At 63.8% G+C, this 24,122-nt stretch carries 21 protein-coding genes and 1 tRNA gene; 14 read left to right on the plus strand and 8 right to left on the minus strand.

Going from position 1 to position 24,122, the window contains the following annotated elements; all coding sequences use genetic code 11:
- Positions 1-141: 141 nt before the first annotated feature.
- The 3 genes from QCE49_RS00005 to dprA all read right to left on the minus strand — a co-directional run bounded on the left by QCE49_RS00005 (position 142) and on the right by dprA (position 4,622).
- Positions 142-2,787 (minus strand): DNA topoisomerase III, encoded by a 2,646-nt coding sequence (locus tag QCE49_RS00005; RefSeq protein ID WP_034470315.1) that lies wholly within the window; start codon positions 2,785-2,787, stop codon positions 142-144.
- A 171-nt stretch (positions 2,788-2,958) separates the two neighbouring features.
- Positions 2,959-3,336 carry a thioredoxin family protein gene (locus QCE49_RS00010; RefSeq protein WP_175979698.1) on the minus strand — a complete coding sequence of 126 codons (378 nt, stop codon included), beginning with the start codon at positions 3,334-3,336 and terminating at the stop codon, positions 2,959-2,961.
- A gap of 74 nt (positions 3,337-3,410) precedes the next feature.
- On the minus strand, positions 3,411-4,622 hold the full coding sequence (dprA, locus tag QCE49_RS00015; RefSeq protein WP_250456664.1) for a DNA-processing protein DprA: 1,212 nt from the start codon (positions 4,620-4,622) through the stop codon (positions 3,411-3,413).
- Between the two features lie 201 nt (positions 4,623-4,823).
- Here dprA and def point away from each other — a divergent pair, with 201 nt between their 5' ends.
- The 9 genes from def (at position 4,824) to QCE49_RS00060 (ending at position 13,489) form a co-directional block, all read left to right on the plus strand.
- The gene (gene def / locus QCE49_RS00020) at positions 4,824-5,327 is read left to right on the plus strand and encodes a peptide deformylase (protein WP_008352192.1); all 504 of its coding nucleotides are present in this window, start codon (positions 4,824-4,826) and stop codon (positions 5,325-5,327) included.
- A 3-nt stretch (positions 5,328-5,330) separates the two neighbouring features.
- Positions 5,331-6,299 carry a methionyl-tRNA formyltransferase gene (gene fmt / locus QCE49_RS00025; RefSeq protein ID WP_250456663.1) on the plus strand — a complete coding sequence of 323 codons (969 nt, stop codon included), beginning with the start codon at positions 5,331-5,333 and terminating at the stop codon, positions 6,297-6,299.
- Between the two features lie 71 nt (positions 6,300-6,370).
- Entirely contained in the window at positions 6,371-7,015 is a 645-nt protein-coding gene (locus QCE49_RS00030) for a LysE family translocator (RefSeq protein WP_250456662.1), read from the plus strand.
- Positions 7,016-7,147: 132 nt separating this feature from the next.
- Positions 7,148-8,002, plus strand: coding sequence for a zinc metalloprotease HtpX (gene htpX, locus QCE49_RS00035; RefSeq protein WP_008352188.1), 855 nt, complete (start codon positions 7,148-7,150; stop codon positions 8,000-8,002).
- Positions 8,003-8,155: 153 nt separating this feature from the next.
- Complete coding sequence (rsmB, locus tag QCE49_RS00040; RefSeq protein WP_250456661.1) at positions 8,156-9,574, plus strand: 16S rRNA (cytosine(967)-C(5))-methyltransferase RsmB; 1,419 nt, start codon at positions 8,156-8,158, stop codon at positions 9,572-9,574.
- Positions 9,571-10,167, plus strand: coding sequence for a DUF4390 domain-containing protein (locus QCE49_RS00045; protein WP_008352184.1), 597 nt, complete (start codon positions 9,571-9,573; stop codon positions 10,165-10,167). The genes rsmB and QCE49_RS00045 overlap by 4 nt, the downstream gene beginning before the upstream one ends.
- A 22-nt stretch (positions 10,168-10,189) precedes the next feature.
- Positions 10,190-12,616: a PAS domain-containing sensor histidine kinase gene (locus QCE49_RS00050; RefSeq protein ID WP_284502244.1), complete on the plus strand. Its 2,427-nt coding sequence runs from the start codon at positions 10,190-10,192 to the stop codon at positions 12,614-12,616.
- A complete protein-coding gene (esaR, locus tag QCE49_RS00055) occupies positions 12,617-13,330 on the plus strand; it encodes a response regulator transcription factor EsaR (RefSeq protein WP_250456659.1) in 714 nt (237 codons plus the stop codon).
- 83 nt (positions 13,331-13,413) lie between these two features.
- A tRNA-Phe gene (locus tag QCE49_RS00060) sits at positions 13,414-13,489 on the plus strand.
- A 113-nt stretch (positions 13,490-13,602) separates the two neighbouring features.
- Here the strand turns inward: QCE49_RS00060 and QCE49_RS00065 are convergent.
- Complete coding sequence (locus tag QCE49_RS00065) at positions 13,603-14,709, minus strand: lipopolysaccharide biosynthesis protein (RefSeq protein ID WP_250456658.1); 1,107 nt, start codon at positions 14,707-14,709, stop codon at positions 13,603-13,605.
- Positions 14,710-15,387: 678 nt separating this feature from the next.
- Here QCE49_RS00065 and queC point away from each other — a divergent pair.
- The 5 genes from queC to QCE49_RS00090 all read left to right on the plus strand — a co-directional run bounded on the left by queC (position 15,388) and on the right by QCE49_RS00090 (position 18,862).
- Positions 15,388-16,122 carry a 7-cyano-7-deazaguanine synthase QueC gene (gene queC / locus QCE49_RS00070; RefSeq protein WP_250456657.1) on the plus strand — a complete coding sequence of 245 codons (735 nt, stop codon included), beginning with the start codon at positions 15,388-15,390 and terminating at the stop codon, positions 16,120-16,122.
- A 26-nt stretch (positions 16,123-16,148) separates the two neighbouring features.
- The gene (gene queE / locus QCE49_RS00075) at positions 16,149-16,781 is read left to right on the plus strand and encodes a 7-carboxy-7-deazaguanine synthase (RefSeq protein ID WP_250438799.1); all 633 of its coding nucleotides are present in this window, start codon (positions 16,149-16,151) and stop codon (positions 16,779-16,781) included.
- Positions 16,782-16,786: 5 nt separating this feature from the next.
- The gene (gene queD / locus QCE49_RS00080) at positions 16,787-17,233 is read left to right on the plus strand and encodes a 6-carboxytetrahydropterin synthase QueD (protein WP_008352173.1); all 447 of its coding nucleotides are present in this window, start codon (positions 16,787-16,789) and stop codon (positions 17,231-17,233) included.
- Between the two features lie 181 nt (positions 17,234-17,414).
- Positions 17,415-18,197 (plus strand): HpcH/HpaI aldolase/citrate lyase family protein, encoded by a 783-nt coding sequence (locus QCE49_RS00085; protein WP_175979707.1) that lies wholly within the window; start codon positions 17,415-17,417, stop codon positions 18,195-18,197.
- Positions 18,194-18,862: a tetratricopeptide repeat protein gene (locus QCE49_RS00090; RefSeq protein ID WP_034470327.1), complete on the plus strand. Its 669-nt coding sequence runs from the start codon at positions 18,194-18,196 to the stop codon at positions 18,860-18,862. The genes QCE49_RS00085 and QCE49_RS00090 overlap by 4 nt, the downstream gene beginning before the upstream one ends.
- 63 nt (positions 18,863-18,925) lie before the next feature.
- Here QCE49_RS00090 and rodA read toward each other — a convergent pair whose 3' ends face one another.
- The 4 genes from rodA to mreC all read right to left on the minus strand — a co-directional run bounded on the left by rodA (position 18,926) and on the right by mreC (position 24,087).
- Positions 18,926-20,086 carry a rod shape-determining protein RodA gene (gene rodA, locus QCE49_RS00095; protein ID WP_008352167.1) on the minus strand — a complete coding sequence of 387 codons (1,161 nt, stop codon included), beginning with the start codon at positions 20,084-20,086 and terminating at the stop codon, positions 18,926-18,928.
- Between the two features lie 11 nt (positions 20,087-20,097).
- Complete coding sequence (mrdA, locus tag QCE49_RS00100; protein ID WP_008352166.1) at positions 20,098-22,377, minus strand: penicillin-binding protein 2; 2,280 nt, start codon at positions 22,375-22,377, stop codon at positions 20,098-20,100.
- An 82-nt stretch (positions 22,378-22,459) separates the two neighbouring features.
- Positions 22,460-22,972, minus strand: a complete 513-nt coding sequence (mreD, locus tag QCE49_RS00105; RefSeq protein WP_008352165.1) for a rod shape-determining protein MreD — start codon at positions 22,970-22,972, stop codon at positions 22,460-22,462.
- A complete protein-coding gene (mreC, locus tag QCE49_RS00110; RefSeq protein WP_250456656.1) occupies positions 22,969-24,087 on the minus strand; it encodes a rod shape-determining protein MreC in 1,119 nt (372 codons plus the stop codon). Before mreC ends, mreD begins: the two co-directional genes overlap by 4 nt.
- Between the last annotated feature and the right edge of the window lie 35 nt (positions 24,088-24,122).

Raw genomic sequence — 24,122 nt, forward strand, 5'->3', positions numbered from 1 at the left:
AGTCTTGAACGACTCTGCTCTTGAGTCGTGCGCTGTACTTGCTCATGAAAAAACACCCCAAATCGTTGAACGGGTGTCCAACTTTTGGGGTGCAGTTCATTTCTCGCGGGGGTTTTTCTTTCTGACGGACTCCGAGAACGATCAGCTCGTCTTCTTCGCCGGAGCTTTCTTCGCTGCCGCCTTCTTCGCGGGCGCTTTCTTGGCTGCAGTCTTCGCGGACGTGGTCTTGGCGGCGACTGCGACATCGCTGTCGCCGTTGTCGTCGCCGCTGTCGGCTTGAGCTTCCGCTGTCGCGCCGCGCTTCGCCGCCGTCTTCGCGCCCGGTTTGGCCTCTTTCTTCTCGAATTCGAAGCCGATCTTGCCATCCGGCTGCTTCACGAGGAATGCCTTGAAGTTGCGTCCGGTGCGCGACGACTTGAAGTTCGTCAGCAGATCGGTGCGGCCCGCGCCCAGCAGCTTTTCCATCTGTTCGCGGGTGATTTCCTGCTGAAGGATCACCTTGCCGGAGCGGAAGTCGCAAGTCTTCGGATTCGACACCGAGTTTTCGCACACATAGCTCATGCCGTGTTCGAACACGCGCGACTGGCATTTCGGACATGCGCCGACCGGCGTCTGCTCGGAGAAATCGGGCGGTTCGCCGTCTTCGCCGCCGGAATCCTGACCGAAGTCGAATTCGAGCTTGTAGTTCTTGATTTCGTCGTCCAACGCGAGCTTGAGGATCGCCGAGAACGGACGGCCCATCTTGCTGCGAAAGCCCGACAGCGGCCCGATGGTCTTCTCGCGCAGCAATTCCTCGACTTCAGGAATCTCGAACTGACGTCCGCCCGGAATCTTCGAAATCGAAAACTCGCACTTCGTGCAGGCGAACCGGCGATAGTTCTCCTTCACCTGCGCGCCGCAATTCGGGCACGGCGTTTCGAGCGTCGCGTAATCGCCGGGGATCGTGTCGGAGTCGTACTCTTTCGCGCGTTTGACGATGGTTTGCGTCATGCGCGCGATTTCCTGCATGAACGCATCGCGATGCAGGTTGCCGCGCTCCATCTGCGAAAGCTTGTGCTCCCACTGGCCCGTCAATTCGGGCGCGGTGAGCTCCTCGACGCCGAGACCGCGCAGCAAGGTCATCAACTGGAATGCCTTGGCCGTCGGGATCAGCTCGCGGCCTTCGCGCACCATGTACTTCTCGCCGAGCAGACCTTCGATGATCGCCGCGCGCGTCGCCGGCGTGCCGAGACCTTTCGCGGCCATCGCGTCGCGCAGTTCCTCGTCTTCGACGAGCTTGCCCGCGCCTTCCATTGCCGAAAGCAGCGACGCCTCGTTGTAGCGCGCGGGCGGCTTGGTCACGAGACCGTGCGCCTCGACCTTTTCGACATCGACCTTTTCGTCCTTCTGCACCGGCACGAGATTGCCTTCCTCGCCCGCGGCTTCGCGGCCGTAGACCTGCAGCCAGCCGGGCTCGACCAGCACCTTGCCTTCCGTCTTGAAGTGATGCCCGGAAACTTCGGTGATGCGCGTCGTCACGAGATATTCGGCCGCCGGGAAAAACACCGACAGGAAGCGCTTGACGACGAGGTCATACAGCTTCTGCTCGGGCTCGGACAGCGCTTTGGGCGCCTGCAGCGTCGGGATGATGGCGAAGTGGTCGCTGATCTTCGAATTGTCGAAGATGCGCTTGTTCGGCTTCACCCAGCCCTTGTCGAGCACCTGCTTCGCGAACGGCAGATAGTTGTTGCTCTCCTTGAGCATGGTCATCGTGTCTTTGACCGTGTTCAGGTAGTCCTCGGGCAGCGCGCGCGCGTCGGTACGCGGATAGGTGAGAACCTTGTGCTTTTCGTACAGCGCTTGCGCGAGGCCGAGCGTGTTCTTCGCCGAAAAGCCGAAGCGGCTGTTGGCTTCGCGCTGCAAGCTGGTCAGATCGAACAGCAGCGGCGACATTTGCGTCGACGGCTTCGATTCCTCGGTCACGGTGCCGGTCTTGCCGCGGCAGGCCGCGACGATGGATTCCGCCGCCGGCAGGCTCCACAGGCGCGAATCGCGCTGCTCCGGATCGTTTTCGACGCGCTTGAACTTCGGATCGAACCAGCGGCCTTCGTACAGGCCCTTCGCGGCGATGAACTCGGCGCGCACTTCCCAGTAATCGCGCGGCACGAATCGCCGAATCTTCTCTTCGCGTTCGACGACGATCGACAACGTTGGCGTCTGAACGCGGCCGACGGTCGTCAGGAAGAAACCGCCGCCCTTGCTGTTGAAGGCGGTCATCGCGCGCGTGCCGTTGATGCCGACGAGCCAGTCCGCTTCCGAGCGGCAGCGTGCGGCGTCGGCGAGCGGCTGCATGTCGGCATCGCTGCGCAGGTTCGCGAAGCCTTCGCGGATCGCGGCGGGCGTCATCGACTGCAGCCACAGGCGCTGGACCGGCTGCTTCGCCTTCGCATGCTGCGCGATCAGACGGAAAATCAGCTCGCCCTCGCGCCCCGCGTCGCATGCGTTGATGAGGCGGTCGATATCTTTTCGCTTCATCAGCTTCGTCAGCACCTTGAGGCGCGACTCGCTTTTCGCGATGGGATTCAGGTCGAAATGCGGCGGAATGACCGGCAGATTGGCGAAGCTCCATTTGCCGCGCTTGACGTCGTACTCCTCGGGCGCCGCGATCTCGAGCAGATGGCCGACCGCGGACGAGAGCACGTAGTCGTCGCTCTCGTAGTACTCGTCATGCTTGGTGAAGCCGCCCAGCGCACGCGCGATGTCGTTCGCGACGGAAGGCTTCTCAGCGATGATCAGGGCTTTGGACATGACTCAAAAGGGTTGGTAACTGGCAGCGGCCCGGTTTGGACTGCTTTAACGACCGCTTTATAGCACACGCTTTGCGCGGCGGGCGCCGAACCGCGAATCCGGGCGTTTCGATATCCGGCCCGCGAAGCGCGTTGCGAGAGACGCGAAAGGTGCGTTTCGCGGGCGTCGCAATCAGGCCGTAGCAAGCGCCGGGCGCAGTTTCGGCGCACCGACCATGCCCGGCAGCGCGGTCAGATCGGTGAGCATCCGGTCGACGATGGAAGCCTGCGGCAGAACCGTGCCGAAGAATCGCGTCGTGACCGAGTCCTCGATCAGGATGGTAGGAAAATTTTCCACGTCGAGATCGTCGAAACGGTCGGCGTGATTCTCGATGTCGATCCACGCGAAGCAGACGTCCGGATGCGCGTCCGCCAGCTTGTCGAACCCTTCGCGATACTCGCGGCACGTTCCGCACCATTCCGCGCACAGGCAGGCGACGAACAGCGTGCCGGGCACGGCGATGCGTTCCGCGATGAGATCGGCGTCGGTATCGAGATTCAGCGCGGACATGACGGGTGCGAGATCCTTATTGGTATCGGCTGCGGGGACGGCTCATTTTTCCGCGAATGTAGCACGACGAGGAATCACGAGCGCTGCACCGCCGCGTAGCGACCGCCCGCGAGCGCGGCCACCTGGCCCGACAATTCGAGCTGCAGCAGCGCGCCTTGCAACGCCGCCCCGTCCAGATCGGTGCGCGTCGCGAGGATTTCAAGCGTCGCGGGCGCATGGCCGAGCGCGCCGAGCACGCGCGCGGCATCGGCGTTCATCGGCGTGTCGTGCAATGCCGCCGATGCCCACGATGCGCTCACCGGCCGCAGCCTCCCGCGCTTTGCCGCCGACCCCGCCGCGCTTGCCTGCGCCGACGAGAAGCCGAACTCTTCGAGCACTTCTTCCGGCGTTTCGACGAGCTTCGCGCCCTCCTTTATCAGCCGATGACAACCTTGCGAAAGCGGCGCGTGGACGGAGCCAGGCATCGCAAAAACATCGCGCCCCATTTCGTTGGCGAGCCGCGCGGTGATGAGCGAGCCGGAGCGCATCGCGGCTTCGACGATCAGCACGCCGCCCGACAATCCCGCGATCAGCCGGTTGCGCTGTGGGAAGTTGGCGGAGCGCGCGGGCGTGCCGAGCGGCCATTCGGAGAGCATCGCGCCGTCGCGGGCGATTTCGTGCGCGAGCGTGTGATGCGCGGCGGGATACACGAGATCGGCGCCCGTGCCGATGACCGACACCGTGCCGGTCGCACCCTCCAGCGCTCCGCGATGCGCGGACGCATCGATGCCGAGCGCGAGCCCCGACACGACCGCAAGTCCCGCATCCGACAGCACGCGGGCGAAGCGGCGCGCGTCCTCCAGACCTTGCGGCGTCGCATGCCGGCTGCCGACGATGGCCACCGCGCGCGCCTGCAGCAGATCGAGCCGGCCCTTCGCATAGAGCAACGGCGGCGGATCGGGCATCGTCAGCAGCGCTTGCGGATAGGCGGCGTCGGCGAGCGTCAGGACGTGGTTGCCCGGTTCGGATGCCCACGCCAAAGCCGCTTCAATATAGTGGTCGAACGAAACGCCTTCGATGTCCGCGGGTGGCGCGAGCACGGCTTCGGCTGTGCGGGCGTCGGTGGTTTCCGCGAGCGTCGCAAAACTCTCCGACAAAACCTCGCGCGGACCGCCGAAAGTACCGAGCAACGTGCGCAGCGCGAGCGGGCGCAGCCCTTTGGCGTGCGCGAGCCGCAGCCAGGCGCGCAGTTCGTCGGCATCGAGTGTGGAGGCGGCTTCCTCGGTCGGCAGGTCGGCGGTCGTCATGTTAAGATTTTTGATCCGGAATAGATAAAGAAAGGTCGCTCAGGCACGTTTGAAAGCCCGCAGCGACGCCCATCGGCCGCTTGCCGGCGGCGTTGAATCCACTGGATTCACCCGCATATCTTCGGCATGCCGCCCCATTACCCGCAACCTGGCCGAATGGCCGATTTACACGCGTCGCGGCGCGCGTAGACAATCCGAATCATGGCTCTGCTCAAGATACTCAACTACCCGGACAAGCGACTGAACAAGGTGGCGAAACCTGTCGCCGTGGTCGACGACCGCATCCGCAAGCTCGTCGCCGACATGGCCGAGACGATGTACGCCGCGCCCGGCGTCGGCCTTGCCGCGACGCAGGTGGATGTGCACGAGCGCGTGATCGTGATCGACGTCTCGGACGCGCACGACCAGCTGATGGTCTTCATCAACCCTGAGCTCGTCTGGACGAGCGAGCAGAAGAAGGAATGGGAAGAGGGCTGTCTTTCGGTGCCGGGCATTTACGACTTCGTCGAGCGCCCTGACAAGGTGCGCGTGAAGGCGCTGAACGAGAAGGGCGAAACCTTCGAGCTCGATTGCGACGGCTTGCTCGCGGTGTGCATCCAGCACGAGATGGATCATCTGGCTGGCCACGTTTTCGTGGAATATCTGTCGACGCTTAAGCAGACGCGCATTCGCGGCAAGATGAAAAAGCTGGAAAAGGCGCTGTAACCGATGACTCAATCGCTGCGCGTGGTTTTCGCCGGTACGCCGGAATTCGCTGCCGCCGCGCTCGCGGCCATTCACGCAGCCGGTTTTTGCGTGCCGCTGGTTTTGACGCAGCCCGACCGGCCCGCCGGACGCGGCATGAAGCTGACCGCGAGCGCGGTCAAGCGCTTCGCCGTCGAGCATGGTCTGAAGGTCGCGCAGCCAACGTCGCTGCGTCGCGCGGGCAAGTATCCGCAGGAAGCGGCGGAAGCCATCGATTTGCTGAAGGCCACGCCGCACGACGTGATGGTCGTCGCCGCGTACGGGCTCATCCTGCCGCAGGAGGTGCTCGATATTCCGCCGCGCGGCGCGATCAACATTCACGCTTCGCTGTTGCCGCGCTGGCGTGGCGCGGCGCCGATCCATCGCGCGATCGAAGCGGGCGACGCAGAAACCGGCATCACGCTGATGCAGATGGACGCCGGCCTCGACACCGGCGCGATGATCCGTGAGGCGCGCACGCCGATTCTCGCCGACGACACGACCGCCACGCTGCACGACCGGCTCGCGCAGATGGGCGCGGAATTGATCGTCGCCGCGCTGCGCGATCTCGAACGCGATGGCGCATTGCCGTCCACGCCGCAGCCGGACGAAGGCACGACCTACGCGGAAAAGATCGCGAAGAACGAAGCCGCGCTCGACTGGCGTCGTCCGGCGGAAGAGCTCGAGCGCCAAATTCGCGCGTTCGATCCGTTTCCCGGCGCGTTCGGCACGCTCGACGGTGCGCCGATCAAGATCTGGGCGGCGCAACCGGTCGACGGTGCGGGCGAACCGGGCGCCATCGCCGATGTTTCCCCGGACGGTATCGTCGTTATGTGCGGCAGCGGCGCGCTGAAACTCACGCAACTTCAGAAACCGGGCGGCAAGCGCTTGCCCGCGCGGGAATTTCTCGCGGGCGCGCCGCTCGCGAAGGGCCAGCGTTTCACGCTGCAGTGAAGGACGGCAGGACAGACGCAGCGCTAAAATAAATCGTTGTCAACGCGCGCCTGTCTGTCTGGAGTTTTTCGATGCTCGGCATTACCGGTTTCACCTTCTTTCTCGTCGCCGTCTTTCTTCTAAACGCCACGCCCGGCCCCGATACGGCTTACATCGTCGGACGCAGCGTCGCTCAAGGACGCGGCGCCGGCATCGTTTCGGCGCTCGGGATTTCCGCTGGCTGCATCGTCCATACGCTCGCGTGCGCCTTCGGGTTGACGGCGATTCTCGCTGCATCGGCGACGGCGTTCACGGTCATCAAGATTGCCGGCGCGATTTATCTGATTTATCTCGGCGTGCGCCTCATTTTCGCGAAGCACGACGACACCGAAACCGCGCGCGAGACGCAAAACGAAAAAGCCACGCCGAAATCGCTCGGCCAGCTTTTCGCGCAAGGCTTCGTCACGAACGTGCTGAATCCGAAGGTCGTGTTGTTCTTCGTGTCGTTCTTTCCGCAGTTCGTCGCCGCCGACAGCCAGCACAAGACGCTCGCGTTTCTCGCGCTCGGGGTCGTGTTCATCGCGATGAGCACGGTCTGGAACAGCTTCGTCGCGTGGATCGCGGGCAGCGTCACCGAGCGCTTCGCGGGCAAATCGGGCGTGAAGAAGTGGCTGGATCGCGGGGTCGGCAGCGCGTTCGTCGGACTCGGTATCAAACTCGCGACGACGCATCGATAAATCGCGCAATCTCGGATTGAATTATTGCCGGCTGCCACTATCTAACATTTTGCTTACAATTGTCGTCCCGGTCATGTTGGCCGGGGCAACCGCGCACTTCGCGCACTGCATACAGGGAGAGGAGCTCCGGACATGTTCAACTGGGTCAAAACCGCGATGCTGATGGCTGCGATCACGGCCCTCTTTGTCGTGATCGGCGGAATGATCGGCGGATCGAAGGGCATGATGCTCGCGCTGATCGTCGCGCTCGGCATGAATTTCTTTTCGTACTGGTTCTCGGACAAGATGGTCCTGCGCATGTACAACGCGCAGGAAGTCGACGAAACCACCGCGCCGCAGTTTTATCGCATGGTGCGCGAGCTCGCGACGCGCGCTCAATTGCCGATGCCGCGCGTCTATCTGATCAACGAAGACGCGCCGAACGCGTTCGCCACGGGCCGCAATCCCGAGCACGCGGCGGTCGCGGCGACCACGGGCATTTTGCGCGTGCTGTCCGAGCGTGAAATGCGCGGCGTGATGGCCCACGAACTGGCGCACGTGAAGCACCGCGACATCCTCATCTCGACCATCTCCGCGACGATGGCCGGCGCGATCTCGGCGCTCGCGAACTTTGCGATGTTCTTCGGCGGTCGCGACGACGAAGGTCGTCCGGCGAATCCCATCGCGAGCATTCTGGTGGCGATTCTCGCCCCGATCGCGGGTGCGCTGATCCAGATGGCGATTTCCCGCGCGCGCGAATTCGAAGCCGATCGCGGCGGCGCGGAAATTTCGGGCGATCCGCAAGCGCTCGCGAGTGCGCTCGAGAAGATTCACGCATACGCGACCGGCGTGCCGTTCCCGACCGCCGAGCAGCATCCGGCGACTGCGCAGATGATGATCATGAATCCGCTGTCGGGCGGCGGCATCGCGAATCTGTTCTCGACGCACCCGGCGACCGAAGAGCGCGTCGCCCGCCTGATGGAAATGGCGCGCACCGGCCGCTTCTAAAACCTGCAACGTCGTAAAGCAAGGCCGTTCCGGTTACGCCGGAGCGGCCTTTTTCTTGTTCGGCCGCCGCCGTCCGGGCGCGCAATTCCCGCACGTTACAATTCCCCGTTCGCGCGAACTCTGCGCGTCGCCGTTGACCGTCCCCGTTTCGCCATGACCGACAAGCCTTCCCGCCGGCCCGCCGCCGCGCATTTCCGTCTGAGCGCGTTGCGTCTCGCGCCCGATTCGCTCGCGTTCGCGCTCGACAGCGCGGCGCAGGCCGTCGGCGCGGTGCGCGCGGGCTCGGCGCTGCCGGCGGCGTTGCAGACGGTCGTCGCGTCGGCGAAGCACGCGAGCGCGCGCGGGGCGGTGCAGGACATCGCGTATCGGACGATGCGCCGTCTCGCGCTCGCCGATGCGCTGCTGCACAGGCTCGTGAAGAAGGCGCCGCCGCCGCATGTGGCGAACGTGCTCGTCTGCGCGTTCGCGCTGCTGACCGACGACGAAGCGCATGCCGCTTACTCGCCCTTCACCGTGGTCGATCAGGCGGTGAGCGCGATCGCCGCGCGCCGCGAATTCGCGTTTGCGAAGGGCCTGGTGAACGCGGTGCTGCGCAATTTTCTGCGTGAGCGCGACACGCTGATCGACGAAACGCGCACAAGCGAAGTCGCGCGCTGGAATTATCCGCAATGGTGGATCGACGCGGTGAAGCGCGGCCAGCCGGATGCCTGGGAGCGCATCCTCGAAGCGGGCAACGCGCAAGGTCCGCTCACGCTTCGCGTGAACGCGCGGCACGCGAGCGTCGACGACTATCTCGCGCGCCTCCGCGACGCGCATATCGAAGCCGACGCCGCCGGCCTGCACGCGGTGCGCCTGAGAACGCCGATGCCCGTCGATCGCATTCCCGGGTTCGACGAAGGCGTCGTGTCGGTGCAGGACGCCGGCGCGCAGCTCGCCGCGCAACTGCTCGGCGTGAAGGACGGCATGCGCGTGCTCGATGCCTGCGCCGCGCCGGGCGGCAAGACGGGCCACATTCTCGAACTCGCGAACGTCGATCTGATCGCGCTCGAAAGCGACGCCGAGCGTTCTGGCCGCATCGGACAAAACTTGCAGCGTCTGAAACTCGACGCGCAAATCAAGATTGGCGACGCGGGCGATCCCGCGCAATGGTTCGACGGCGCGCCCTTCGACCGCATTCTCGCGGACGTGCCGTGCTCGGCGTCGGGCATCGTGCGGCGTCATCCGGATATTCGCTGGCTGCGGCGCGCATCGGATATCGATGCGCTCGTCGCCGAGCAAAGGCGCATCGTGAGCGCGCTGTGGCCGCTCGTCGCGAAGGGCGGCGAGTTGCTCTACGTGACGTGCTCCATCTTTCCCGAGGAGGGCGAAGAGCAGGCCCGCTGGTTTGGAACCGCACATGAAGATGCGGTACGATTGGACGCGCCGGGCCAATTGTTGCCGACAGCGGCGCGCGCAAGCGCGGTCGCGGCGCAAGGTTCACCGGACAGTACAAATCTCGCGAGCCCGCATCGGGACGCGGAGACTCTCGCGGACCACGACGGATTCTTCTACGCGCGCTTTCAGAAACGGTGACGATCAAACGCTTTTTTCCGCTTCGGCTCGCGGCCGTCATCTGGACTGCGCTGACGCTCTGGCTGACGTTCGCCGCGGCCGATTCCGCGTTCGCCGAGACGATCGCCGTGCAGCGCGCGTCGCTGCAAGCGGACAATGCCGGCTGGAGCTTGGACGCGCATTTCGACTTCGACCTGAACAACAGCCTCGAAGATGCCGTGAACCGCAGCGTGCCGCTCTATTTCACGATCGACTTCAACCTGTCGAGACCGCGCTGGTACTGGTTCGATGAAGAGCCGGTCAACGTGTCGCAGAGCATCCGTCTGTCATTTCAACCGCTCACGAACGAATATCGCGTGTCGACGGGCGGCCTGCAGTTGCGCTTCGCATCGTTGAACGAAGCGCTCGCGGTCATCAAGCATGTGACTTCGTGGCATGTCATCGACCGTAATCAGGTGCATGGCGGCGAAACCTATACCGCATCGGTGCGTATGCAGCTCGACATCGCATTGATGCCCAAGCCGTTCCAGATCGACGCGGTGAACAATCGCGACTGGAACCTTTCCTCGGACTGGAAGCGTTTTACTTTTACGGCGGCAGAACGTGCGAAATAGATTTCGACGCGGCCGCACGGACATGAAGAGTTTCGTCGTCCGCTTGCTGGTCTCCACGGTGGCGCTCACGGCAGTCCTGCTGCTCGTGATGCTCGCGCTCGCGAGCGCGAACACCGAGTTCTTCGACCGCTACTACGGCTGGCTCTACGCGGCGAATGTCGCGGTGGCGATGGTCTTCATGCTGATCGTCATCAGCCTGTTCATCATCATCGTGTCGAGGGTGAGGCAAGGGCGCTTCGGCACGCGCCTGCTCGCCAAGCTCGCGTTCATCTTCGCGCTCGTCGGCGTGGTGCCGGGCGCGATCATCTATGTGGTTTCGTATCAGTTCGTGTCGCGCAGCATCGAGTCGTGGTTCGACGTGAATGTCGAAACCGCGCTCACCTCCGGTCTGACGCTCGGGCGCGGCATGCTCCAGACATCGCTCGCCGATTTCAAGAACCGCGGCCGGCAGATGAGCGATCAGCTCGCGAGCGCCGATCCATCGAGTCTCACGCTGTCGCTTTTGCGGCTGCGCGATCAGTACGGCGTGCAGGACGCCGTCGTGTTCGAGCGGCCGCGCGATCAGTACAACCGCGAGGATCTCGCGGCGAACAACAGTTCGCAACGCGTGCCCGGATTGCGCACGGTCGCGCAGGCATCGGGCAATTACTACGCGCTCCTGCCGGCCAACGAGCCGACCGGCACGATGCTGCGGGAGGCGCAGGATCATCCGTACGGCGCGATCGAAGGCGAGATCGACGGCGATCCGAAATCGAACGGGCCGAAGGGCGCATTGCGATTGCGCGTGCTCACGAAGATTCCCGATCCGACGACAACCACCGAATTTCAGCACGTCGACCGTTTCCTGCAGATCGAGCAGCCCGTGAGCCAGGAGCTCGCGCGCAACGCCGACGCCGTGCAGCGCGCGTATCGCGAATATCAGGAGAAGCGGCTCGGGCGCACCGGCTTGCGCAAGATGTATATCGGCACGCTGACGCTCGCGCTTTTTCTCGCGACCTTCATCGCGATGATGCTCGCGCTCGCGCTCGGCAATCAGCTCGCGCGGCCGTTGTTCCTGCTGGCGCAGGGCACGAAGGAAGTGGCCGAAGGCGACTACACGCCCAAACGCGAGATCAATTCACGCGACGAACTCGGCTTTCTCACGCAGTCCTTCAACGCGATGACGCGCCAGCTTTCCGAGGCGCGCGCGGCGGTCGAGAACAATCGCATCGCACTGGAGCATTCGAAGGCGTATCTGGAGAGCATTCTCGCGAACCTCACCGCGGGCGTGTTCGTGTTCGACCGGCAGTTCCGTCTCTCCACCGCGAATCGCGGCGCGGAGCGCATCTTCCGCCAACCGTTCGCCGCGTTGCTGAATCAGCCGCTCGATCAGATCGAGGTGCTCGCCGAGTTCGGCGCGATGGTCAAAAAGGCGTTCGCCGAGCGCGACGCGGCGGCGGTCGGCAGCGATCATCCTGTCGGCGATCGCGGTCACTGGCAGCAGCAGGTCGCGGTGACGGTGCCGGGCGAGAGCGATCCGCTCACGTTGCTCGTGCGCGGCACGCAGTTGTTGAGCGTGACCGAGAGCGACACCGACGACGCGGAAACCACGGGCTACGTCGTCGTGTTCGATGACATATCGGATGTCATCTCCGCGCAGCGTTCCGTCGCGTGGGGCGAAGTCGCGCGGCGTCTCGCGCACGAGATCAAGAATCCGCTCACGCCTATTCAGCTTTCAGCCGAACGTCTGCAGATGAAGCTCGCCGACAAGCTCGCGCCGCCGGATGCGGACGTGCTGAAGCGCGCATCGACGACCATCGTCAATCAGGTGCAGGCGATGAAGCAGATGGTCGACGACTTCCGCGAATACGCGCGCACGCCGCCCGCGGTGCTCGGCAATCTGCAACTGAACGATCTCGTCGCGGAAGTGCTGACGTTGTACGGCATCGAGGACGGCAAGACGCCGATCAAAGTCGATCTCGCGAAGCTGCCGGTGATACGCGGCGATGCGACGCAGATCCGCCAGGTCATCCACAACTTGTTGCAGAACGCGCAGGATGCGGTGGCCGAAGTCGCGGAGCCGCGCGTGCTGCTCGAAACGAGGACAGTAGAATATGGCGAGCCCGATGCATCGGGTCATGCGCGCGTCGCGGTTCGCCTGACTGTGTCGGACAACGGCTCGGGCTTTCCGGCGCGTATTCTTTCGCGTGCTTTCGAGCCTTACGTGACGACGAAAGCGAAAGGCACGGGCCTGGGACTTGCGACCGTGAAGAAGATCGTCGACGAGCACGGCGCGCGCATCGACATACGCAACCGCTCGAAGAGCGCGGATGTGATCGAAGGCGCGCAGATATCGATTCTGTTTCTACAACTCGCGGACGATACCGCGGCGCCCGGCGCGACGCCTGGCTCCGGTGCGCCGGCGAATCATGGAACGACAAAAGCAACAGTGCAGACAAGGGCAGCGTAAATGGCAACCATCCTGGTGGTAGACGATGAAATGGGGATCCGGGAACTGCTCTCCGAGATCCTGAGCGACGAAGGCCATGTTGTGGAAGTGGCGGAAAACGCGCAGCACGCGCGCGACTACCGTCTACAGCAAACGCCCGATCTCGTTTTGCTCGACATCTGGATGCCCGATACCGACGGCGTAACGCTCCTCAAGGAATGGGCCGCGCAGGGCAAGCTCACGATGCCGGTCATCATGATGTCGGGGCATGCGACTATCGACACGGCCGTCGAGGCGACGAAGATCGGCGCGCTCAACTTCCTCGAAAAGCCGATCGCGCTGCAGAAACTGCTGAAGGCCGTCGAGCAGGGACTCGCGCACGGCACTGCGGCGGCGCCCGCGGCGACGGCGGCGAAGCCTCCGTCGAGCGTGAACGCATCGGGCGTGCCGGTCGCGGCTGCGCTGCCGACGGCATCGGCGCTGAATGCATCGAACGATGCGGCGGCGAGCGGCGCGGCGCAGAATCAGCTTGGGCAGACGGCGTCGATCTCGTTCGATATTCCGTTGCGCGACGCCCGCGATGCGTTCGAACGCGCGTACTTCGAATATCACCTTGCGCGCGAGAACGGCAGCATGACGCGCGTCGCCGAAAAGACGGGGCTGGAGCGCACGCACCTGTATCGCAAGTTGAAGCAGCTCGGCGTCGATCTTGGGAAGAACAAGAACGAGGTGTGAGCGCGGCCCCGGACATTTTCAGAAAAATGCGCAAAGGGGCTTGAGGCGCGGGATAGTCTCTGCTATAGTTTCACCTCTTCGTTGGCCCGGTAGCTCAGTTGGTAGAGCAGCGGATTGAAAATCCGCGTGTCGATGGTTCGATTCCGTCCCAGGCCACCAGAATGCAAGAAGCCCGAGAGTGTTATCGCTCTCGGGCTTTTTCATTTTTCGCATGTGAAAAACGCGCAGTCCGTGTAAGCCGACTGCGCGTTCTTTTTTCAGCGATCCGGCGCTTACTTCGGATTGGCCGCGACGAAATTCTTGAACGCGGTGTAAGACGCCTTCTGCGTTTTGCCGTCGTTCTTCAGCAGGCCGTACGCGCCTTCGCCGCCTGCGGGATCGTCATACAACTGGTACGTCTGAATCGCCTGGATGTTGTACTTCGACGCCAGCGCGACGAACTGCGCCATCATTTTGTTGCCGACGAGATACGACGCGATCTGCTGATCCGAGCCATACCACGGACGCACGCCGTATTCGTTGAGCCAGATCGGCTTGCCGAACTGCTGCAGTGTTCCGAGTACGTCATGGCAACCCGTGCCGCCGCACGCGTTGGTGATGTCGCCCATATCCGAATACCAGTGCCACGCGGTGATGTCCCAGTTCACGACCGGGTGCCCCGTCGTGCCGTCCGGCTGCGTGCCGGCCGCGAGCATCTGATCCACGGCGTAATGCATCCACGTACCGCCGCCCATGATGATCTTGCCGTTCGTATCGACCGACTTCACGCCGGCGATCATGCCGCGAATGACGCCGCGCGCGATCTGAAATTTCGCGTTGTCGAACTGCTGCGGATAGACGCCGTCGACGTTGTTGTAAATCGTCATCGCGTCGAGTTCGTTCGACACTTCGTAGTACGGGTACTTGTAGGCGGTGGCCGTCCAGACGCCCAACTGATAGCCGGCGTTATACGCGTCGGTCTCGGTGTTGAAGTCGATGCTCATCAGCATGACGGGATACACGGTCACGCCGCCCGCTGCCATCGTCTTCGCGATGCCTGCCAGCTTGTTCGCCGATGACTGGTTGTACACCTCGTTCCGATACAGCTTCACGCCGAGATCCTGCAACTGCGAGAGCTGCACTGCCGGGCTGGAGATGTCGTACGCGCCGCCTTCGTTGTTGTGACCGTTGGCGCCGTAGAAGATCGTGCTCGTGGTTGTCGCGGCCGCCGCCTTGCGGCTCGCCGCGGCTGTGGTCGATGCGGTGTCGAGCGCGTCGTTGCCGCCGCCTCCGCACGCTGCCAGCAACACGCTGGTTGCCACGGCAGCGGTGATAAGGCTCGCCTTGGGCGCCCGTATTGCGTCAATGACGCGCAACCTGGTCTGAATGTATTTTTTCATTGTATGTACTACTGATGGAGATGTTGTGTATCGGTGAAGTAGGTACGTCTTCAGGAGCGCCGTGAGCCGAAAGGGCGGATCGGAAACGGACCTGCGGTCCCGCTTAACCCTGCGGGAGGGTTTCAAGCCGAGTAATTTCGAAGTGCGAATTAACGGCGGCCGTCAGTCGACGGGGCTTTGATGGCGCGCCAGTGTCCTGCAACGAAAGGAAAAAAATACCTGAAACTGTAAGAGGCCGCGCCATTTTGTTACATGTATAACGGCGCGCGCGGTGGCGGGTTTAGAGACTTCGTCGGAATTGCCGATTTATTTCTTCCGATGATGGCACGAATTACCGTTTCCCCGCGCGCCAGCGCGCCGAGTTCGGCGAACAACCGCCCTCCGTGTTAAAATTCGCGCCGAATTAAGGACTTGCCTCGTCCTCGGACCCCGCAAGTCCTTTTCTTTTCGGCGCTCCGAATTGCTCGTGCGACGCGCCGGAACATTCGTCCGGCGCTGGTCATCCGTCTCGCATTCCGCTATCGGCGGCATAAAAGGCGTGCGCTTCCGGGCGAAGGCCGCCGGCCTATACTGGACTCGCGGGCGTCTTGCCCGCGCCGCTCGTCGCGAAGTCCGGTCACTCCGACTGCCTGTGCGGCGTGCGACGCCATCAAATTCACGGAGTACGGAGTTTTCACGGTGACTCGGATAGACGCTAAAGACAGCGCGCTCGTGCTGTTCTCCGGCGGCCAGGACTCGGCCACGTGCCTCGCCTGGGCGCTCGAACGTTACAAGACGGTAGAGACGCTCGGTTTCGATTACGGACAGCGCCATCGCGTGGAACTCGAGTGCCGCGAAGGCTTTCGCGCCGCGATCGTGCGCGAGTTTCCGCAGTGGGCCGAACGGCTGGGCGAAGATCACATGATCGATCTGTCCGTGCTCGGCGCGATCAGCGATACCGCGATGACGCGCGAGATCGAGATTCAGGCGACCGCGAACGGCCTGCCCAACACGTTCGTGCCGGGCCGCAATCTGCTGTTCATGACGATTGCTGCAGCAGTGGCGTATCGGCGCGGGCTGAAGGTGCTGGTCGGCGGCATGTGCGAGACGGACTTCTCCGGCTATCCGGATTGCCGCGACGACACGATGAAAGCGCTGCAAGTCGCGCTCAATCTCGGCATGGAAACGCGCTACGCGTTCGAAACGCCGCTGATGTGGCTCGACAAGGCCGATACCTGGCGGCTCGCGGAAACGCTCGGCGGCGAGGCGCTCGTCGAACTGGTGCGCGTCGAGACGCACACTTGCTATGTCGGCGAGCGCGCGGAATTGCACGACTGGGGCTTCGGCTGCGGCCAATGCCCGGCATGCAAACTGCGCAAACGTGGTTATGAGGCGTATCGCGCGGGCGAGCAGGTCGATACCGCGCCGGTCTGATTTTTTTAGAGGTTCACAGAGCAGTCATGACGTACGCGGTAAAGGAAATTTTCTACACGTTGCAGGGCGAAGGCGCCAATGCCGGGCGTCCGGCCGTGTTCTGCCGTTTCGCGGGCTGCAATCTGTGGTCGGGGCGCGAGGAAGATCGCGCGGACGCCGTCTGCCAGTTTTGCGACACCGATTTCGTCGGCACCGATGGCGAAAACGGTGGCAAGTACAAAACGCCGGCGGAACTCGTCGCGAAGATCGCATCGCTGTGGCCGGAAGGCGAGGCGCACAAGTTCGTCGTGTGCACGGGCGGCGAGCCGATGCTGCAGATCGACCAGCCGTTCGTCGATGCGCTGCACGAAGCCGGCTTCGAAATGGCCATCGAAACGAACGGTTCGCTGCCGGTGCTCGAGAGCATCGACTGGATCTGCGTGAGTCCGAAAGCCGACGCGCCGCTCGTCGTGACGAAAGGCAACGAGCTGAAAGTCGTGGTGCCGCAGGACAACCAGCGTCTTGCCGAGTACGAAAAGCTCGACTTCGAATACTTTCTCGTGCAACCGATGGACAACGCATCGCGCGACATCAATACGAGGCTCGCGATCGACTGGTGCAAGCGGCATCCGAAGTGGCGCCTGTCGATGCAGACGCACAAATACCTGAATATCCCCTGAACGCCGTGCAGACGATTACCCGAAAACTCGAATTCGATGCGGGCCACCGCATTCCCGATCACCGCAGCCAGTGCCGCAATCTGCACGGGCATCGCTACGTGCTCGAAATCACGCTGCAAGGCGATCTCGTCGATGTGGAAGGCGCGCCCGATCGCGGCATGGTGATGGACTTCGCCGACGTGAAAGCGCTCGCGATGGAGCATCTCGTCAACAAATGGGATCACGCGTTCATCGTCTACGAGGGCGATGTCAAGGTGCGCGAATTTCTGCAGACGCTGTCGGATCACAAGACCGTCGTGCTCGATCGCATTCCGACCGTCGAGAACCTCGCGGCCGTCGCGTTCAACATTCTCGCGGAAGTCTATGACGCGCACTACGGCGTCAATCTCAAGCTGAAGCGCGTGCGTCTGTACGAAACGCCGAACTGCTGGGCCGACGTCGCGCGCGGCTGATTTCAGGCGTGCGCGCGGCCGGAAGCACCTCCGGCGCGCGTGCTTTTGTCACGGTATGATCGTCCGATGAGTCGCCCATCCTCCGAGGCGGCGAGACACGGAGCGCACGCATGCCGTCACTTCATCCGTTTTTCCAGTGGCCGCGCGTGGCCGTCGTTCAACCGCTCGAAGGAGACGCGCGATGAGCACCTTCACCAATCCCCTCAAGCAGCGCTTCTCCGAACCGGGCACGTTGTTCGGCCTGTGGCTGTCGCTCGGCAGCGCCGATGCCGCCGAAGCGCTCGCGCACGCGGGCTTCGACTGGCTCTGCATCGACATGGAGCACTCGCCGAACGATAGCGCCGACGTCGTCGCCCAGTTGCGCGCGATCGCCGCCGCGCATCTGCCGAGCGAGCCGATCGTGCGCGTGCCGGCGAACGAAGGCTGGCTCGTCAAGCGCGCGCTCGACGCCGGCGCGCGCACGCTGATGTTCCCGAACGTGCAATCGGCGGAAGAGGCGGCGCGCATCGTGAGGCTGACACAATATCCGACCGAAGCGGCGCTGCACGGCCTGCGCGGCGTGGCGGGCGCGGTGCGCGCGGCGGCATACGGTATGCGTCGCGATTACATGGCGAGCGCGAATGCGCAGATTGCGACGATCGTGCAGATCGAATCGGTCGCGGCGCTCGAAGCCGTCGATGAAATTGCCGCGACGCCGGGCGTCGATTGCCTGTTCATCGGGCCGGCGGATCTGGCCGCGAGCCTCGGTCATCTCGGCGACGGCAAGCATCCGGATGTGCAGGCGGCGATCACGAAGATCGTCGACGCGGCGAATCGCGCGGGCATCGCGAGCGGCATCTTCGCACTCGATGCCGCGAGCGCGAAGCAGTACGCGCAGGCGGGCGTCAAGCTCGTCGCGATCGGCGCGGATGTAATGTGGCTGTTGAAGGCGACGCGTCAGGCGTTGCAGGAGGCGAGATCATGAAAGCCGCCGCCGCTGCGATCATCGCGCTGGCGCTCGCCGGTGCGGCCCGCGCCGACAACGCGCCGAAGCCGACCGACATCGCGACGCAAAACGCCGTCGCCGATTACAACGCGGGCAATTTCGTCGCGGCGCGCTCGGAGTTTCGGCGTGCGGCGCAAAGAGGCAGCCGCCTCGCCGAATTCAACTACGCGATGATGCTGCTCAACGGCGAGGGCGGCCCGGCGGATGTGCCCGAAGGCAAGAAATGGCTGCGCCGCGCCGCCGACGCCAACATGACGCACGCGCAATACGTGTACGGCAAGATGTACGACGACGGCCAGTTCGTCGAGAAAGATCCGGCGGAGGCGCATCGCTGGTTCCTGCGCGCGGCGAATCAGGGTCACGTACAGGCCGAACTCGCGCTCGCCAACCAGTTCCTCGACGGACGCGGCACCGCGCGCGATAACACACAGGCGTTCACCTGGTACAAGAAGGCTGCGGAAGGCGGCGACATGACGGCGCAATACGTCGCGGGATCGTTCTACGAGCGCGGCGGCGATGGCGTCGAACGCAATCTGAATGTCGCGCGGGCTTATTACGCGGCAGCGGCCGCGCAGGGCGATCCGGCGGCGAAGCTCAAGTATCTGCAGCTCAGCACCGAACTCGAGCAGCAAAAGCCGCAGTGACGGCGCGCGTCGATAAAAAAAACCGCGGTCGAAGCCGCGGCTCATGTGGCGGAAGATAGCCCGCTAACTCTGCATCAACCGCTTTTGCCGCGCGACGCTCATGATGAGCCCGGCCGCGACGCCGAGCGTCGTCAGCGCGGTTCCGCCGTAACTCATGAAGGGCAGCGGCACGCCGACCACCGGCAGAATCCCGCTCACCATGCCGATGTTGACGAACGCGTAAGTAAAGAACGCGAGCGTGAGCGATCCCGCCAATAATCGCCCGAAGAAGGTCGCTCCGTTCGCCGCGATGAACAGTCCGCGCGCGATGAGCGCCATATAAAGAAAGAGCAGCACGAGCCCGCCCGCGAGCCCGAACTCTTCGGAGAACACGGCGAAAATGAAGTCGGTGTGTTTCTCGGGGATGAACTCGAGGTGCGCCTGCGTGCCCTTCAGCCAGCCCTTGCCGAGCGTGCCGCCGGAGCCGATCGCGATCACCGCCTGGATCGTGTGGAAGCCTTTGCCGAGCGGATCGGAAGTCGGATCGAGCAGCGTGCAGATGCGATGCTTCTGGTAGTCGTGCATCATCGGCCAGACGACTTCGGGCTGACAAATCTTTTCCTGGAAGGTCGCGACGCCCGCCACCGCGATGACGCCCGCGATCAGCACCGGCAGGATCAGCTTGAAACTCAGCCCCGCGAAATAGATGACGAACATGCCCGCCGCGAACACGAGCACGGCGGTGCCGAGGTCCGGCTGCTTCGCGATCAGGCCGACGGGCAGCATCAGAATGAGAAAGCCGACGATGTAATCCCACCAGCGAATGTTGCTTTCGCGCTTCTGGTAGTACCACGCGAGCATCAGCGGCATCGCGATCTTCATGATTTCCGATGGCTGGATCACCACGCCGACATTGAGCCAGCGCTTCGCGCCCTTGCGCGTCAGGCCGAACGCGGCGACCGCGATCAGCAACGCGACGCCGACCGTATAGAGCGGCACGGCGAAGCGCATCAGCGTTTGCGGCGGAATGTTGGCGAGTATCCACATCAGGCCGAAGGTCAGCATGATGTTGCGCAACTGGTCTTCGACGCGGCCCGGCATGTCGAGGCTGGCGCTATAGAGCGTCACGATTCCGACGCCGAGCAGCAGGAACACGATCAGCGCGAGCGGCTTGTCGAAGCCCGCGAACATGCGCTTGGCGCGGTCCAGCAGCTCGCGCTTGTCGAATTGGACGTGCAGTTGCATGGCGGTTTCCTTTACTCGTCGATGCCGCCGGACGGCGCGAGAACGCGCACCCCGTCGTTTTCGTTGCTGCGCACCATGGTGGGCGTCGGCTCGCTCGGGCGCTTCTTCGGCGCGGGCGATCGGCCGGGCGTCGATGCAGGCACCGCAGCCGCAGGCGCAGCGGGCGGCGCCGACGCAGCGCGCGGTTTCGAGACTTTCGGAGCGGATGCCGCAGGCGCCGACGCCGCCTTCGCGACATCCGGATTCGACGCCGCTTGCGGCGAAAACGCCGGCGACGAATTCGCGACTGACGCGGGCAGCGCGACGGCGGCGGGCGGTTGCGTGCCGCCGATGACCGGCACGGTCGCTTCGGTCGTGGCCGAAGCCGCCGCTGCGACCGCCGCCGCTTCCGCGCCCGGCTTGAGACGGTCGACGAGGTAATAGTCGAGCACCTTGCGCGCGATCGGACCGGCGGACTCCGCGCCCCAGCCGCCGTTTTCGACGATCAGCGCGATCGCGATCTTCGGCTGCTCCGCCGGCGCGAACGCGATGAACAACGCATGGTCCCGCAGATGCTCGGCCGTTCCGCCGTGGCCCCGATAGTTCGCGCCCTGCAGCGAATAAACCTGTGCCGTGCCCGTCTTGCCCGCCGCGAGATAGGGCGCACCCGCGAAAACCTTCGCTGCCGTGCCGTTCGTCACGACGCCTTCCATTGCGTGCTTGATGACGTCGATGTCCTTCTGCTGCACCGGAATCTTGTTGCTCGGATCGCGCACGACCGCGCGCAGGTCCTTGTTGATCGGATTCTCGATGTTGCGCACGAGGTGCGGCTTCATCACGACGCCGTTATTCGCGAGCGTCGCCGTCGCGTGCGCGAGTTGCAGGATCGTGAACGAGTTGTAGCCCTGTCCGATGCCGAGGCTGATCGTTTCGCCTTCGTACCATTTCTGCTGTTCGGGCTTGCGGTACGCCTTGCGCTTCCATTCCGTCGACGGAAGAATGCCCTTCGCCTCGCCCGCGATATCGATGCCGGTGATCTGGCCGAAGCCCCACGGCTTCATGAAGCCGGCCATCGCATTGACGCCGAGATCGCGCGCGAGCATGTAGAAGTACGTGTCGTTCGACACGACGATCGCGCGGTTCATGTCCACCCAGCCCTGACCCGAGCGCACGTCGTTGCGGAACGTGTGGCCGCCGAACGTGAAGTAGCCCGGATCCTGGAAGCCCCAGCCCGGCGTGCGCTTGTGCAGCGACAACGCGGCGAGCGCCATGAACGGCTTGTAAGTCGAGCCCGGCGGATACGTGCCGTGCAGCGGACGATTCAAGAGCGGATGATCCGGCGAATTGTTGAGCGCGTCCCAGGTTTGCTGATCGATGCCGTCGACGAACGAATTCGGATCGAAACTCGGCGCGGAGACGAATGCGAGCACGTCGCCGGTCGATGGCTCGATCGCGACGAGCGCGCCGCGCTTGCCCGCGAATGCCTGCTCCGCGACCTGCTGCAAGCCGATATCCAGCGACAACTGCAAATTGTTGCCCGGCGTCGCCTGCGTGCGCGACATCGTGCGTACCGGACGGCCGCCCGCGGTCACTTCCACTTCCTCGAAACCGGTCAGGCCGTGCAGCTCCGTTTCGTAGCTCTGCTCGACGCCGATCTTGCCGACGTAATCCGTGCCCTTGTAATTGTTGGCGTCGAGGCGCGGATCGTAGTGATCCGAGCTTTCGTCGTTGGCGTCGCTCGCGTCGTCGATGCGCTCCTGATCGCGCTGCGAAATGCGCCCGATATAGCCGATCACATGCGCTGCGGTCGTGCCGAGCGGATATTGGCGGAACAGGCGCGCGCGCACTTCGACGCCGGGAAAGCGGAAACGCTGCGCCGTGAACTTGGCCACTTCCTCGTCGGTGAGACGCGTGCGAATCGGCAGGCTTTCGAAATTCTTCGAGTCTTCGAGAAGCTTCTTGAAACGGCGGCGGTCGCGCGCGTCGATCGGAATGACTTGCGACAGCTCGTCGATGGTTTCGTCGAGCGTGCCGTTGATCTTGGAGCGCGTGATTTCGAGCGTGTACGCCGAATAGTTCTTCGCCAGCACGACCCCGTTGCGGTCGGTGATGATGCCGCGATTCGGCACGATCGGCGCGACCGAAATGCGGTTCTCGTTTGCCTGCAACGAGTATTTGCTGAAATGCCAGACCTGCAGATAGAGGAAGCGCAGCCCGATCAGCCCGAAGCAGATGAACACGAACAGTCCCGCCGCCGCGACGCGCAGGCGGAACTTCGACAACTGTTGCTCGGTGTTCTTGATTTCGGTCATGCAGCTTTCGCGGTGTGCTCGCGATTCAAGTGTAGTTCGCGCGCGGCGGTTTTTTCGCCGACCCGGCGCCGCGCGGCAAGACTCAGATTGGACGCGTATCGTCCGGGTCGGCGGCGCGGCGTTGCGGCATCAGCAGGAGGAAGCTCGCGATCGGCCAGAGCAGCGCTTCGACGAATCCGTTGATGAGATAGCTCCAGCCGGGGAACGCGGCGCCCGTCATCAGGCGGATGATGAAAGGCACGAGATGCGCGCCCACCAGCAGCGGCGCGACGACGAACATCTGCACGGGCAGTGTCATCCACAGCACGCGGCGATGAATCGTGATCGCGCCGTACGAAAGCAGCGTGTAGGCCAGCGCGTGTTCGCCAAGGAGATTCGCGTTGTGCACGTCCATCAGGATGCCGAGCATGAACGCGATGCCCATGCCGACCTTGCGCGGTTGATGCACGTTCCAGAACAGCAGCACGAGCGCGACGAAATCCGGCACGCCGATGAGCCGTCCCCACGGCATGAGGTTCAGCAGGAACGCGGCGGCCAGGCTGAACGTGATGAAGTACGGATTGACCGGCTGCAGGATGTATTGCGGGCGGTTCATCGCGCGGCTCCCGATGATGCGGGTTTCGGCGCATGCGCCTTCTTCGACGGTTTCGCCGCCGCGCCCGATGCAGCTTTCGGCTCGGCCACCTTCTCCGACGGCTTCGCGGGCGCGGGCGCTGCCGGTGTTGCAGCCGCTGGCGCAGAACCCGGCACCGGAGCGGAAGCGCCGCTCGCGCCCGCTGCGGCGGCAGCCTTCGGCGCGGGCTTCTTCTTGCCCTTGTTTTCCTTCGCTTCCTTGGCGGCCGCGGCTGCTTCGACTTCGACCGGATTCGGCGGCTGATTCAAGTTGTAGTGCAGCACGAGCAACTGGCGCGCGCCGCGCACGGCCGCGATCGGCACGCAGACGACGCGCGCGAACGCCGTATCCGCCTGCTTGTCGACGCGCAGCACCTTCGCGACCGGCAGTCCCGGCGGATAGATGCCGTCGAGGCCGCTCGTCACGAGTTCGTCGCCGGCTTGGACGTCGGCGCTGATCGGCACGAAGCGAAGATCGAGCGTGTCGCCCTTCGGCGTGCCGTAAATCACGCTGCGCAAGCCGGTGCGCGAGATCTGGACGGGCACGGCCTGGTCTTTATCGGTGAGCAGCGTGACTTCGGATTGCAGCGGAAACACGCGCGTCACCTGACCGATCACGCCGTCTTCGGTGACGACGGGCGCGCCGTCCTGGATATTCTGCTGCGAACCCTTGCCGATCACGACTTTCTGCGTGAACGGATCGCGCGTGTCGTATTGAATTTCGGCGGGCGTTTCTTCGGTCGTTGCGCGCGATTGCAGATTCAGCAGCGCGCGCAGATGCGCGTTCTCGATGGCGAGTTGGGCCGCGTCGCCCGCCTTGACGGAAAGCTCCAGATTCTTGTCGCTGAGCTTGCGGTTTTCGCTGCGCAGCGTCGCGCTGGTCACGGCGAGATCGGCGGCGCCCATGAAGATGTCGCGCGGCACCAGCGCCGCGCGCTGCAACGGATACAGCCCGGCGCCGAGCATCCCGCGAACGATTTCCAGCGTGCTGAAGCGAGCGTCCGAGATGAGCAGCGCGATGGCGAGCACCACGAAGAAGATCAGGCGCGCGAGCGCGGAAGGGCCTTGCTTGAAAAGGGGCGGCGGACTGTATTCCATGGTCGGCGCCGAGGGCGTGAACGGATGGATCGATG

This window comes from Caballeronia sp. LZ008 (assembly GCF_031451435.1).
GTDB lineage: Bacteria > Pseudomonadota > Gammaproteobacteria > Burkholderiales > Burkholderiaceae > Caballeronia > Caballeronia zhejiangensis.